Origin of the sequence: Lentzea cavernae (genome assembly GCF_014653695.1) — a bacterium.
In the GTDB taxonomy this organism is placed as follows: Bacteria; Actinomycetota; Actinomycetes; order Mycobacteriales; family Pseudonocardiaceae; genus Lentzea; species Lentzea cavernae.
Genome location: NZ_BNAR01000005.1, coordinates 232,350 through 245,678 on the forward strand (window position 1 = coordinate 232,350; position 13,329 = coordinate 245,678).

Below are 13,329 nucleotides of genomic sequence, written 5' to 3' on the forward strand. Positions count from 1 at the left end.
GGACGGGTCAATCGAGGCTCGCACCGCCGACGCAGTGCCTGAAACGCACCAGACGAGCCCCGCCCGACCACCCGTCCCGTGCCCTGCGATCGAGCCATCGCCGCAGTTCAAGTGCCTACTTGAACCCGTCCCACCGACCTGTCCCCCGAGCGATCCTCACGGAACGAGTGGGACAGGTCATCAGGCTCCGTACGTCCTTCATGCTGACTCGTCAATCGCAGCTCGGATGTCCGCCGTCAGGTAGCCGCGAACGCGTCGTGTGTTCTCTCCGTCGTGGACGTACTGGCGCGCGGGAGGGCATCCGAGATCTCCCATCTCTTTACCGAATGTCGTGGGCTCGACATCCAATGCCTTCACCAACTCTGCAGTGGGTATGAACTCACGCTCACTCAGGTCGTCGCCCAGGTAACGCGCGACTGATGCCAACGGCTCCGGCAGCCTGTCGCCACCGTTGTCAGACTTACCGCCCATCGTCACGACCGCCTCGTGATCCCGGACCAGCCGCGAATCCTGTCCAGCGGCGTGGCCCGTCAACGTTCCTTCGGTCTCACGCAGTGCACGACCTCGTTCGCAGATCACCCTCCAGTCATCGTTGGGCATGTAGAACGTTCGTACCGTCAGCGCCAGGACGTCGGCGCCGGATTGCGTCTCGCCGTCGGGGCGCAGGATTCCCACCCCCTTGTGCGAAGGGAGCAGTCTGCTGCTGTCGTAGCCGCGGGTGTTCATCTGGTCGCCCAGCACGATGTTGCTGTCGCGCCAGTCCATGACCCGCAACGCGAACCGTGATCCGAGCACCGCGCGCAGTTTCGACGGGATTGTGGTGCTGTCCGGTCGCTGGGTGGCGAGCACCATCACAAGCCCGGCCGCCGGCGCCTTCTTCGCGAGCCACGTCAGCAGCTCACCGATCCTCTCGCCCGCCGTGAGCCGCTTGCCCTGCACCAGCACAGACGTGCGGTCTTCCAGTGCGATGTGGACTTCGTCGACGATCAACGCCGTGATCGGCATGTCGAGCGTCTGGTCCCTGGACATGGCCGGCGTCACCTTCGATTCGGGGCATGTCAGGTCGTCCAGGTGCTGCATCCGGCGATAGCGCTGCTGCACGTCGTCGACCAGCTCCTCCAGCCAGTCCATGAACATCAACACGTGCTCGCTGTCGTCACCTGCCATGAACCGATGCGCGACCTGCTTGGCCGCCCGCCAGTCCTTGCCGTTCTTGAAGTCCGCGACGTAGAGCCGTGCGTGCGGATCGAGGATGAGTCCGGCGACGGCGAGCCGTTCGGCCATCGTCTTGCCTTGGCGTGGAATCGCGCCGATGAGCAACGACGTCCACACCAGCGGCAGGTCGATCCGACGTCCGCGCGCGTCCGTCCCGAAAGGCACCGCATTCCACGCATCCCACCGCGACGCTGTCAGCAACGGCGTGGGCGCCGGAGCCGAGGCGTACGGATCCTTGTCGGCCACCCAGATCGCCACGCGACCGGCATGCCCGCCGTCGCCACGCACCCGGTCCACGCTGAGCTGGATCTCGTCGATCGCCAGCGCGGACGCCAACTCCTCCCGGTTCTTCACGACATCGGCGGCCTTGCGCGTAGCGGGCAGGTCTACCGTCACGGCCCACCCGGCACCTTGTCGGGACGGCCGTTCGACCAGCCGCAGGGTTTCGTCTCTCCCGATCAGCTTGGCGTCCCGGAACACGTCGATCAGCACCTGGGCGTCCATCGTCCACATGAGGATCCGCGGCCCCGCGAGAACGGTCTTGCGGCCCGATGCACCGTCCTTCGCCCGGCCGGCGACTGCCAAGACGACCGCGCCGACGCCTCCCAGAATCCACAGCGCCAGATCGCCGTACACGAGCCTCGCGGCCGCGAGAGCCACGCCACCGACCAGCAGCACGGTGGCGGTCACCTTCCAGCGGAACAACGTCAGCGCACGGATCTCGACGAACTTGTCCGCCAGCTTCTCCGACTGCTCGGCAGCCTCACGGTAGTCACGAACCCGGACCCAGTTCCGCCAGCCCCGTGCCGCGATCACCAGGCCCCGGCCCACCGCCCTCGCACACCGGAACGGCACTCGGACCGCCCACGCGGATGCGCCCTTCACCGCATCCCTCAGAGCCTGCCGCGATCTCAACGCCGGCAGAACCACGCGAGAACCACGCCAGGTGCCCTCCAGCGCCGCACGCTCGTTCACCAGCTCGCCCTCGAGCACCGGCTCGGAAGGGACCAACTCGCCGCTCATCGCCGGTCCTCGTTCAACGTCGCGGCCAGCTTGGACGACAACCCACGCGAACACCCGGTGGCCTCGCGAACCCACGCCGGCGATACCTTCTCCCCTGCCTTGTGGGCCTTGCGGGCAACCGCGAGGTACTCCGCGAACGACGTGCGAGGAACCGGTGCCCCGTCCTCCACAGCGCCCAGCTTGTCCCGCAGCTCCGTCACCGCTTCGGCGGCGACGAACACGACCAGCGGCGGCACGGAGTGCAGAACCACGAGCGCTGCGGACCCGGCCACGAACGCACTCCAGGTGTTCATGACATACGTGGCGCCGAGCGTGAACCACTTCGCCGTCCGCACCCATCCACCGAGCCGCACACCTCTGCGAGCGGTCACCTGCTCCGCTCGCAGGATCGCCAGCAGGACCAGCGACACCATCGGGTCCAGCAACCAGGCCGCGAACCACGTCAACGACCACACCGGTGCTCCGGCCGCGGCGAACTGCTGCACGTTGGTCATGGTGAACGCCAGCCCCAGCAGAATGCCGGTCCAGCACAACCGGTCCACCTGCACGGCGACCCGCTCGATCGGCTCGCTCACTTCCGACCACCACCACGACGACGACGCACATACGCGGTCACCGTGAGCGCCTTCGTCACCGTGTACGACGCGAGCAACGCAGGCACACCGAGCGCCACCAACAGCAAGCAACCCTCGCCGCGGTTCGTGATGACCACCCACTGAACGATCACGATCAGCATGGCATTCACGACAACCCGCCCACCCAGAGACATCAGCCGCACACTCGTCCGCGCCACACCAGCAGCCGCTTTCGCCCGACGAGAACCAGCTCGCCAGACCAACACCAGAACCAGCAACACACCGACTGCGGCCAGCACCTGAGTGGGCATCACGCTGAGGGCGTTCATGAACGCGGTCCCCTCTCGGCCCGTTCACCGCGTTGCAGCCAGTGCCGATGAACCTCGCGCCGCTCGCCCTCCGGCAGCGCACCCCACACCCCGACCGTCTCAGCACCGGCCGTGCGCAACTCCAACTCCAAGCACTCGCCCCGCACCGGACACCCGGCGCACTGCCGCTGGGCCAACTCATGATCGGTCAGTTCCTCATCCACCCACGGTGGCTCACCCGTGAACGCCCACATGCACAGTCCGTCGCTCTGAACGAGGACGGTCATCTCATCGGTCGACACCCATCGCAGGTGATCCAGCGACCAGGCGATCCCGACCAGCCTCAGATCAGTCACGGAGGACCCCTTGGTCGGACAGGACTCGCCGGAGGGAGCTGCCGGGGATGACGAGACGGCCGTAGCGGCGCTCAGCCGTCAGCAACCCGAGCCGGATGGCCCGGAACACGACGGACTGACTGACGCCGAGCACCCAAGCGGTCTCGCGGATGGAGTGAACAGAACACGTGAAAACACGCATAGGAATAAACCTTCCAAGAATGAGCTGACGATTCAGCTCTAGATTGTTGATTTCAGCGCATATAGGCGCGCGTTCGAACGCACACGGCGTCGAATGCGCCGTGTCACGTCACCGACGAACAGAAAGCGGCTAATCTCAGCGCTGAGGCAAAGCGCGGAGGAATACGTGTCGGAGGATTGGGCGGCAGTCGCCAAAGCCATCAACGAGCGCGTGAAAGAGCTGGGCTGGCGTCAGCGGGAGCTTGCGGAGCGTTCGAACGTCTCCCAAGCGATCGTTCGCGAGATCCAGCACCACACGGTGGAGCGCCGGCGGGGACCGCGCACGCTGGAGTCCCTGTCCACAGCCATGGGCTGGCATCCCACGCACCTCGACGCGGTGCTGCACGGCCGTCGAACACCCGACCGCGATGAGCCGATCATCGATCCGGGCGACTCGCTCTGGTCGCGTTTGGACAGTGTCGAACAGCGCCTGGTCGACATCACAGAACGGCTCGACGACCTGAAGTCGGATCTCGCGTCGGTGGCGAAGCAAGTCCGCGAGAACAGGTAGCCCGGCGCGTTTCCGCTGGTTGAGTGCCCTGATTTCCATGCATCAATTTCAGCGCGAACAGCCGCCGGAACCCATGCATGTCCAATGCAAGTTCAATGCAGGTTCTGCGCTCCGGGGTGGCGCGAGCATGAGCGTGAACGACGAGTGGACCGGTCAATCTGCGCGCTGCCTGCAGGCAGCACTACGCATGACTCACGAAGCGTTCGCCGAACACCTCGGCATCGGTGTCCGCACGGTGGCCTCTTGGCACCAGAAACCGGAAACCAAACCGCGTTCGGGTCTCCAGCGTGAGTTGGACACCGCTCTGGCCACCGCGCCGACCGACGTGACAGACCGCTTTCACGAACTGATCAACGGCGGTCCGCTGAACCTGCCGGACGGTGCTGCGACAGACGCCGAACTCCGCCTGAGCGAAGACGCGACGATCGTGGCCGCCCTGAACTGGCTCGACACCCATGCGGGCTGGGACCCCGGCACGGCTCGCCGAGAAGTAGCCGCACGCCTCGCAGCCCTCGATCTGCACGCCTTGCAGGACCGTGGCGTTCACCGCGGACGCGTCGACCAGCGAGCCACGGCCCGCGCACTCGCGGAGTACTACGGGACTTCCGCCACCGGGCACGGCCGCTATTCCGCGAAGTTCGGCATGAACACAGTTTCCTCGACAACCGTGCTGACGCATCCGAACTGGCTGGACCTCGACTGCCCGCTGTTCCCGAAGCACGACAGGCTGAAGCTCGCCGGCGTAACTCCTGGCGACAACATCACGATGGACGAGGCGAGCGCAGACCGCGCCGCACAGCGGCTGGCCGAAACGCTGGCCCTGGGAAATCGCATGGTCAACATGCCGTTGTTCCGGCTGCTCGACGTGGACATACGGAAGCACCAGCTCACGGGCACCGTGGGCGTGACCGACTTCGTGGGGTACGTGGTGACGATGGACCTGCTCGAAGGCGAGCTGGTCGACGCGCTCACCACCGGCCAGCCGACGCGCCCGCGCTCACTCCCTCTCCGCGACACGTACATGCCGAACCTCGCATCCGCACTGGATGTCGGCGGCCGGATGTGCGCTGGCGGGGCTCTCGCGCTCACAGCCATCGCCCGCCCCGCAGACGCGTTCCGCAGTGAACCGGACTATCTGCTGCTCATCCAGGAACGCTCAGGCCAAGTGATCAACGCCGCTCGCCGCCTCGCCGTGATACCGAAGGGCTTCCACCAGCCGTTGACAGACTTCCGCGCCGACGCACAGGTGGGCGCGACCCTCCGTCGCGAGATGGAAGAGGAGCTGTTCGGGCGCGACGACGTGGACAACACCGTCGGCGAGCAACGGCACGCAGACCCCATGCACCCGACTCGGCAATCCGAGCCCATGCGGTGGCTGCTCGCCGAGCCCGGCCGTCTGCGCATGGAGTGCACCGGCTTCGGGCTGAACCTGGTGAGCGGAAACTTCGAGTTCGCCAGCCTCATCATCATCGAGGACGAGGAGTTCTGGACTCGCTATGGCGGAGACGTCCAGGCCAACTGGGAAGCCTCCCGTCTGCACCAGTACTCCAGCCGTGACGCAGAGCTGCTGGAAGAACTCGTGAACGATGTAGCTTGGAGCAACGAAGGGCTCTTCGCCCTTCTGCAGGGCCTGCGCCGCCTCCGAGAGATCGGTGGCACCCGCGTAGACCTGCCAGAGATCGAATGGGAGATCAGGTGACCGCCAACTGGCAAGCCGGAAACGCCGCGGACGACAGCACGGAGACCCGCGGCTGGCTGGTCGGACACTTCATCGACCCGTCGATCGGCGTCCGCTCGCAAAAGGACGTCGAAGTGAAGTGGGGTACGCACCTTGCTGGCGACAAACGTCCTGACTGGACCGCAGATGACCAGCGCACCACCCTGGTCCTGTTGGTGGAGGGCAACTTCCGCGTGGACACCACCGACGGCAGCAAAACCATGAGCCGTCAGGGCGACTACATCATGTGGGGACCAGGAGTCGACCACTCCTGGGAGGCTCTCGCGGACTCCGTCGTCATGACTGTTCGCTGGCCGTCACAGACCTGACAGCTCGAAGTCGGGCAGGCTCACCCGCGGGCCACCGATCTCGCGCAACCGCCGGATTCCTTGGAGCAACGCGAACAATCCCTCGTTGCTCCAAGCGTCCTGCTGCACCAGGCCGGTGATGAGCTCGCTGTCCAAGCTCGAGTACAACGTCAACCCCGACGCCTCCCAGTTCGCCTCGAGCTGCCCGCCGAACCGGGGCCAGAACTCCTCGTCCTCGATCACGACGAGCGTCGCGAACTCGTAGTTGCCGCTCACCAGGTTCAGGCCGAATCCAGTGCACTCCATCCGCATTCGGCCCGACTCTGCCTCCAGCCACTTCATCGGCGCGGACCAGCGACCAGGATGCATTGGCGACATCACCCGCGACGCGCCCGCGGTCGCATCCACGTCGCCGCGCCCGAACAACTCTTCCTCCAGCTCTCGCCGGAGCGTGGCACCGATGCGGACATCAGCCCGAGGTTCGGTGAGCGGCTGGTGAAAGCCCTTCGGGATGACCGCCAGCTTTCCGGCGGCGTTCACGACCCGCTCCGACCGCGTTTGCACGATCAACGCGTAGTCCGCGGCACCGCGGAACGGATCCGCCGGCCGAGCGATCGCCACGACCGACAGGACCCCGCCGGCACACACCCGTCCAGCAACGTCGAGCACGGCCTCCAAGTTCGGCAGGTACCTGTCCCTCAACGGAGATGGTCGTTGGGAACCACTGACGAACGAATCGGCCAGCTCTCCTTCGAGAAGGTCCATCGTCAACGCGTATTCGGCGAAACTCCCAACATCGACGACTCCGCGGATACCCCGTGCGCCGACGTCGATCTGCACCAACTGGTACAGCGGCAGGTTCGCGAACCGAACGTCGAGAGCCGCAGCCGTCACAAGCCTCCGAACAGCCGCCTCCGCGCCTTCTGCGTCCACTGTGGATGCCGCGCGCTGTCGCGTCATGAGGACTAGTCGCTCGTTCGCGGCGTCAAGTGGAAGTCGGAGCTCGTTCCATTCGGGCCGCGTAAGAACACTGGTCCGAACCTCCACACCTGAGGTGCGGATCGCGAAGGTGTCCGAAGTTCGGTAGTAATCCCTCACCGCCTCCGCGACCTCACGTCGGCCGATCCTGCCCTGCCGCGCCCGCTGCGTCTGCACCGTCCCTGTATCGGCGAGCTCCAGCCCTGCCCCGACTTTGGCCGCGGTCGATCCCGAGACCCAACCAGCCGCCACGTCGAGCCATTCGAACGCACCTGCCAAGCCCGGATAGACCGACGCTTCAGACGCACTTCCCGCTGGACCACGCTCTGTCGGCGGAGCCAGCAGCTCTTCGACCGATGTGCCGAACATGCTCTCAAGCAACCGGGCGGTACTCGCCTTCACCTGCCCGAGTGCCTCACCTGAAGACCGGCGTCCTGCGACGAGTCTCTGAAGGTGCCGAAGCCCCAGAGTTCCAGGTTCGCGATGCTCGCGCGCATACAACTCAGCTTCTTGGACGAACTCCTCCAACGTCAGCCGGCGATCCCATATTCGCTGTTCAAGCACAGTGCGGAACGCCCGCATCGCTCCTCCTTGCCCTCAGGTCGCATCAGGTCGTCCCAAGTCACTCCCGGGACGTTCCGCTGATCGAGCGCTGATGAGATGTTTATTTCAGTCTGACATGTCTTATCCGCGTTCGTCAGACCGTCCGGTGACGTGAGGACTCCGCGTCCGCCTCGAACACGTCACCGGACACCTCTAACCACGATCTGCGGGAGGAGCCGCTATGAGCGTGCTGACGGCGATCCTCGGCCTTGTAGCGGCGACGACATGGACCTGGATCATCGGCGACCACTTCGACTGGTGGAAGCGAGCAGCAGCCCGCCGACGCCATCACGACTACTAGGCGGGTCGGGATGAACGGCCTCACAGCTGAAGCGATTGGCGACATGTGGTTTTCGCTCACCAACGAACAACGCTCCGAACTGCTGTCACAGCGACGCCAGAACCAGCTTTCTGAGAAGGCACTCGGCGCAGCACCGACCGACCAGACCGAGGAACTACAACATGCCCAAGAGGTACTCCACGGTTCGCGGCCGTGAGTTCGGCGAAGGGGTGCGCGCCGCCATCTCACAGGCGGGAATGACCTCCCGACAGCTCGCCGATCTGCTGGGCTGGCAAGAGGCCAAAGTCTCCGACATGGTGAACGGCAAAGGCGGCGTCACCCTCCTGGAGATCGCGGTGGTGTTAGGCGCCTGCCGAGTGCCTGAGGCCGAACGCGAGCACCTGCTCAGTCTCTTCCCCGTCGTGGACGAAGGCGGCTGGTGGCAGCCGCACGGCAGGTGCGCACCAGTCCGGTCACGCACCGCCATGGCGCTCCTTGCCGAGGCCGAGACCTCGGTCAGCTGGCACCCGCACGCGATCCCAGCTCTTCTCCAGACAGATGACTACGCACGTCGTCTGATAGCTGCTTCGGCCACCTTACCCGCAGCCGAACTGGACGACAGGCTGTGCGTACTGCACGAGATGCAGGAGCTGCTCCACACCGGCCTCGACTGCACCTTCTATCTGCACGAGCTCGCGCTTGAGCTGGAGGTCGGCGGACGCGAAGAGCACATCACCCAGCTTCACCACCTTCTGCGCATGGCGAGCTGGTCGAGGATCAGGGTTTTGATAGTGCCCGCGTGGGCTGGCGCGCACGCCGGCATCGCGGGGCCGTTCACTCAGCTCACGTTTCCGAAGTACCAACCGCTGATCTGGACCACGACGGAGAACTCCAGCCTCTTCGCCGAAGCCGAACACGCAGTCAAGGGGTATCAAGCCGTCGTCCGAGCACTGGACGAGATCAGCCTCGACGAGGACCAGTCGTCGAGGCTGATCTCCGGCCGATGCGTACGCCTCCAAGAGCTCGATGCCGCAGAGGACCTGATCCGCGACGACGAGCCCTTTCCGCCAGTGCAGTAAGCGGCGCGAGCCATCGAGATGAGAACGAGCCCATGCCGAAAGACTTCCGGGCCACTGCGCTTGAACGCGCAGTCGGCCGCAAGCTCGCCACATGGCGAGACGTACGCGGCCTCAGTCTTTTCGAAGCAGGCAGGCGCGTCGGCTTCAGCAGCGCCAAGCTGTCCATGATGGAGAACGCGATACAGCCTTCAGCAGTCTTCGACGTCATGGCGCTGGGCTTCATCTACAAGGTGCCCACGGCTGAGTCCCAAGCCGTGATGTCGCAGACACAACGCGCCGCAGAGCTTCGGACATTCCGCCAGCCTCAAGCGGCAGACCTCGACCCAGCAGACGACTTTCCCTCTCTACTCGCTGACGCGACTCGACTGAGGACCTTCGCCGTGGACTCCGTGCCAACCGTCCTCCGACTGCCCGACTACTCAGCAGCGATGAGCCAGCAGTGCGATCCGACCAATGCCGCGACACTCGTGCGCATCTGGGAGGCGTGGACATCCCGGGCCAGTGGAACCGATTGTCTCGCAGTCGAGGCGGTGTTGCCGGAAGCAGCACTACGACATCTCGTCGGCGGCAAGCGTGACCTAAAAGCGCAGCTGCTTCATCTCATCGAGGTGAGCGTGCGTCCCGAAGTAAGCCTTCGGGTGGTGCCGCACTCGGCCGCAACCTACCCCGTCATGAACTTGTCCTTCGCATGGATGAGCTTCCCGCACAGACAGCACAACGACGTGGTCTACACGGAAACCTTCTTGCGCTCCGAATACCTCGAATCTCGTGGCGAGGTCGAGCAGGTGGCCAACAGGTTCTCCGCGTTGCGACAACTGGCGCTCGACGAAGACGAGTCACTGGAGTTCATCGCCGAAACCGCCGCACGTCTATAGGAAGCCGTGCACGGTTCCCACCCGGCACCCTTGTGTCCGCAGTCTTCCCGACTCCTGGGAGATGCTGTCCGCAGTGCATGACTACCGCCGTCTTGCCGCACCTGGCTCTCTCAGCACGCGCGCGAGCCAACTGTTCAAGAAGTCCACCCTCAGGCACCGCTACTCCTCGGTGACGTAGCGCAGATAGGCCTCCGGCTTCGCCATGTACCGACGCCAGTGATCGACCAGCGCCAGGTCTTCCCACCTCGATCGCTGGAAGCCGTGCTCCCCCACCTCGATGATGTCGGCGTCCGGTGTCGACGCCAGGATCGGCGAGTGGGTCGCGCAGATGATCTGCGCCCCCGACTTGCCCAGCTCGTACATCAAATGCATCAACCGCAGGCAGGACTGGAACGACAGCGCGGCCTCTGGCTCGTCCATCAGGTAGAAACCCGGTTCGCGGAACATAGCGGCGAACACGGTGAGGAAGCCCTCGCCATGGCTCATCTCGCTCGTGTCCTCGTCCCAGTACCCGTTCATGCCGCTCACCGCGTTCATGAACCCGAACGCGGTCTCCGCGCGCAGGAAATAGCCCTTGCGCTTCGTCCGCGGACCGACACGATGCCGGGAACCGAGCGCGGTGGTCTCGAACTTGACCATCTCGCCGAGTTCTGACTTCGGCCGATCGTTGACGTACTTCCGCCCAGCCCGCCCGCCCTGCACGTCCAGCCCCCACGCCTCAGCGAACGCCTCGACCAGAGTGGACTTGCCGGAGCCATTTTCGCCGACCAGGAAGGTCACCGGCCGCTCGAACGTCATCCCTTCGTCCGCCAACTGGCCGACACACGGCACGTCAAGCGGCCACGTTCTCCGCGAGCCACGAGGAAGCGACTCAGCGGGAATGTACACACGGCGGGCGAGCATGAGCAGATGTCCTTTGGTCAGTTGTTCCAGAGCGGATTCTCGCGAAGGAACACCGTGCCACCCGGTGACACGTCGGCCGGCCATTTAGACCGCACATGTTGGGAGTACACGGTTTCGAGGCCGCTGTGCGAACTCCGTCGGGAAAACTGATGACATCCTAGCCATCTCCGATCGCGTCAGGATTTCAGCCAGCGTCTCCTCCTGCACGTGTCCATCTGCAATCACCGTGACAAAGCGCACGGCCACACGGACCCGTCCGGTGCGATCGCGACCCTACCGCCGCAGCTTCGATAACCGCGGCGCCGCCGATCCGGCACGGCGCCGTGCCCTCGGTCGCCAGGTGAATCTGCACGACGTCGTCAACGCGATGCTTGCTGCGCGTCGGCGAGCACCACGTGGCTCCATGCCCAAGTCAACGCGGTCATCCGGGACAACTCGTCCCGGACTCCGCCGTCCTCGCACACGAACTGGCGTGCCTTCTCCGATGTCGTAACTCGCTGGGCGAACGTCGCAGGCCGGGCAGTCCCCCATCCGACCGTGCCAGGCGCACACGGCGGTCCGGTGCTGTCCCCCGCGTTCGTCGAGCACCTCATGGGTCTCCCGGCTGGGTGGCTCACAGGCGTTCCGCTGCTCCGCGTCGACCAGCTGCGGATCCTCGGCAACGGCGTTGTCCCGCACCAAGCCGCCCTTGCGGTCTCGATGCTGCTTGACGACTTCCACGCGGTCACGCAAGCGTCGACTCAAGGGCGTGCGGCATGAACCTCGTCGAAGCTCTGGCCGAGTTCGAGGCGGCCAGCACTACCAAACGGGCAACGGGCACGCCTCGGGTTGACGGGCTGCCCGTTGCCCGGCCCCCTGAGCGAGTTCGACGAGGCACCTCGCGCTACGCGTTCACCACCATCGATGTCCATGGTCGTCTGGGTGACAGGTCGTTGGTCAGGTTGCTGAACTGGCTGCCCGGCACCTCGCTGAAACCGACCGTGCTCAACGACCGGATCATCGTGCTCCGTCGTTCTCCGGGCACCGCGACCGTGTTGAAGCTCGGCCACATCCGCCTCCCGGCAGCGATCCGGCACCGCTGTCAGCTGCACGCGGGCGACGGGCTCCTGCTCACCACCTCTGCCGCTCGCGACCTCCTTGTCGTGTGCACGACGGCGGCACTCGACCAGGCACTCCGCGCGTACGTGCGCGGAGAGTCGCCGTGAACGACATCGACCTCGAGGCGGTGCGGCTTCTGCTCAACCGCCTCGGGGTCCGGCCGGAACAACTGCTCGACCAACCTGCACCGACCTCGATGCCGAGCGTCCGTGAGTACGTCGAGAGCGTGTCCAAAGCCGTACCCGCCGGCACGCTGCGGGTCTACGAGACGTACTGGAACCGCATCGTCGACGAGTGGGGCGACCGTCCACTCGACGAGCCGACGCCACTGGACATCAAGCAGCTCGCCGAGCGAACCAAGGCAGCCGCCCTCGTGCGCAAGAACTCGCGCGGCGGCCGCTCAGCCGCTGAACACCTCATCGCCGCAGCCCGCTGCCTATACCAGCACGCGATCGCGGACCGCCTCATGTCCGAAAGCGACAACCCAGCGCGACGCGTCGCCAAACCACGCCGACTCGCCAACACCCGCCGTGCGCTTCCCGACAACCGGCTCCGCGAGATCAACGAAGCCGCCGGCACGACCGGCAACGATCCCGAGCTCGACCTCGTCCTGCTCCGCTTCCACACCGAGACCGCCGCGCGTCGTGGCGGCGCACTCGCGCTCCGGCGCTGCGACCTCGACCCGGAGCAATGTCTCGTCAGGCTCCTGGAGAAGGGCGGCACCGTGCGCTGGCAGCCGGTCTCGCCAACCCTGATGAAGCACCTCCTCGTTCTCGGCGAACAACGTGGCGCCATCGGCAACGAGCAGCTTCTCCGCTACCGCAACGGCGACCCGATCACGAGGCGCCGATACGACTACCTATGGCAGCGGCTCGGCAAACACCTGCCCTGGGTCGCAACGCAACAGGTGAGCACCCACTGGATCCGCTACACCACGCTGACATGGGTCGAGCGGCACTTCGGGTACGCCGTCGCGCGCGTGTTCGCCGGACACTTCGGCAAGAGCGACGCCGGCACCACGACCACCTACGTCCGAGCCACCATCGAAGAGGTCGCCACCGCGCTCGCCGCGCTAACGAACGAAGAGCATCCCCTCGCGGTCGTCAGTCCTCGGCAACTCTCTTCGACAAGTCGTGACTCGATAGGACGGACTTAGAACGCCGCACGCATCCAATCGAACATATGTACGAATGCAGTGATAGGTTCTCGCGTCATGGATCGGCAGCTTCTTGAATCGTCCCAAATGGACGGCACACTCACCTACAGGTACGACTCGACCGG

Annotated in this window: 14 protein-coding genes and 1 pseudogene; 8 read left to right on the forward strand and 7 right to left on the reverse strand. The window is 65.3% G+C overall.

What is annotated here, in order from left to right:
• Positions 1-198: 198 nt before the first annotated feature.
• The 5 genes and pseudogenes from IE307_RS18600 to IE307_RS18620 form a co-directional block, all read right to left on the reverse strand.
• Positions 199-2,238 carry an FtsK/SpoIIIE domain-containing protein gene (locus IE307_RS18600; protein ID WP_191299236.1) on the reverse strand — a complete coding sequence of 680 codons (2,040 nt, stop codon included), beginning with the start codon at positions 2,236-2,238 and terminating at the stop codon, positions 199-201.
• Positions 2,235-2,801 (reverse strand): annotated as a pseudogene (locus IE307_RS18605) (hypothetical protein); the annotation flags it as partial. The pseudogene IE307_RS18605 and the gene IE307_RS18600, both read right to left, overlap by 4 nt.
• A gap of 8 nt (positions 2,802-2,809) precedes the next feature.
• Positions 2,810-3,142 (reverse strand): hypothetical protein, encoded by a 333-nt coding sequence (locus tag IE307_RS18610; protein ID WP_191299237.1) that lies wholly within the window; start codon positions 3,140-3,142, stop codon positions 2,810-2,812.
• Positions 3,139-3,477, reverse strand: a complete 339-nt coding sequence (locus IE307_RS18615; RefSeq protein WP_308436367.1) for a WhiB family transcriptional regulator — start codon at positions 3,475-3,477, stop codon at positions 3,139-3,141. Before IE307_RS18615 ends, IE307_RS18610 begins: the two co-directional genes overlap by 4 nt.
• Positions 3,470-3,658, reverse strand: a complete 189-nt coding sequence (locus tag IE307_RS18620; RefSeq protein WP_191299238.1) for a helix-turn-helix domain-containing protein — start codon at positions 3,656-3,658, stop codon at positions 3,470-3,472. The genes IE307_RS18615 and IE307_RS18620 overlap by 8 nt, the downstream gene beginning before the upstream one ends.
• A gap of 165 nt (positions 3,659-3,823) precedes the next feature.
• Here IE307_RS18620 and IE307_RS18625 point away from each other — a divergent pair, with 165 nt between their 5' ends.
• The 3 genes from IE307_RS18625 (at position 3,824) to IE307_RS18635 (ending at position 6,253) form a co-directional block, all read left to right on the forward strand.
• On the forward strand, positions 3,824-4,207 hold the full coding sequence (locus IE307_RS18625) for a helix-turn-helix domain-containing protein (protein ID WP_191299239.1): 384 nt from the start codon (positions 3,824-3,826) through the stop codon (positions 4,205-4,207).
• 127 nt (positions 4,208-4,334) lie between these two features.
• Complete coding sequence (locus IE307_RS18630; protein ID WP_191299240.1) at positions 4,335-5,906, forward strand: helix-turn-helix domain-containing protein; 1,572 nt, start codon at positions 4,335-4,337, stop codon at positions 5,904-5,906.
• Complete coding sequence (locus IE307_RS18635) at positions 5,903-6,253, forward strand: signal peptidase I (protein WP_229904838.1); 351 nt, start codon at positions 5,903-5,905, stop codon at positions 6,251-6,253. The genes IE307_RS18630 and IE307_RS18635 overlap by 4 nt, the downstream gene beginning before the upstream one ends.
• On the opposite strand, the gene IE307_RS18640 is transcribed toward IE307_RS18635, so the two are convergent.
• A complete protein-coding gene (locus IE307_RS18640) occupies positions 6,242-7,792 on the reverse strand; it encodes a transcriptional regulator (protein ID WP_191299242.1) in 1,551 nt (516 codons plus the stop codon). The genes IE307_RS18635 and IE307_RS18640 overlap by 12 nt on opposite strands.
• Positions 7,793-8,275: 483 nt before the next feature.
• On the opposite strand from IE307_RS18640, the gene IE307_RS18645 reads away from it, so the two are divergent.
• Entirely contained in the window at positions 8,276-9,172 is an 897-nt protein-coding gene (locus IE307_RS18645; protein ID WP_191299243.1) for a helix-turn-helix domain-containing protein, read from the forward strand.
• A 32-nt stretch (positions 9,173-9,204) separates the two neighbouring features.
• Positions 9,205-10,047: a DUF5753 domain-containing protein gene (locus IE307_RS18650; RefSeq protein WP_191299244.1), complete on the forward strand. Its 843-nt coding sequence runs from the start codon at positions 9,205-9,207 to the stop codon at positions 10,045-10,047.
• 159 nt (positions 10,048-10,206) lie between these two features.
• Here the strand turns inward: IE307_RS18650 and IE307_RS18655 are convergent, their stop codons facing one another.
• Positions 10,207-10,845 (reverse strand): AAA family ATPase, encoded by a 639-nt coding sequence (locus IE307_RS18655; RefSeq protein WP_229904839.1) that lies wholly within the window; start codon positions 10,843-10,845, stop codon positions 10,207-10,209.
• A gap of 642 nt (positions 10,846-11,487) precedes the next feature.
• Between IE307_RS18655 and IE307_RS18660 the strand changes: the two genes are divergently transcribed.
• The 3 genes from IE307_RS18660 to IE307_RS18670 all read left to right on the forward strand — a co-directional run bounded on the left by IE307_RS18660 (position 11,488) and on the right by IE307_RS18670 (position 13,204).
• On the forward strand, positions 11,488-11,709 hold the full coding sequence (locus IE307_RS18660) for a hypothetical protein (protein WP_191299246.1): 222 nt from the start codon (positions 11,488-11,490) through the stop codon (positions 11,707-11,709).
• Positions 11,710-11,882: 173 nt separating this feature from the next.
• A complete protein-coding gene (locus IE307_RS18665; protein ID WP_191299247.1) occupies positions 11,883-12,155 on the forward strand; it encodes an AbrB/MazE/SpoVT family DNA-binding domain-containing protein in 273 nt (90 codons plus the stop codon).
• Positions 12,152-13,204: a tyrosine-type recombinase/integrase gene (locus IE307_RS18670; protein ID WP_308436368.1), complete on the forward strand. Its 1,053-nt coding sequence runs from the start codon at positions 12,152-12,154 to the stop codon at positions 13,202-13,204. Before IE307_RS18665 ends, IE307_RS18670 begins: the two co-directional genes overlap by 4 nt.
• Positions 13,205-13,329: the final 125 nt, after the last annotated feature.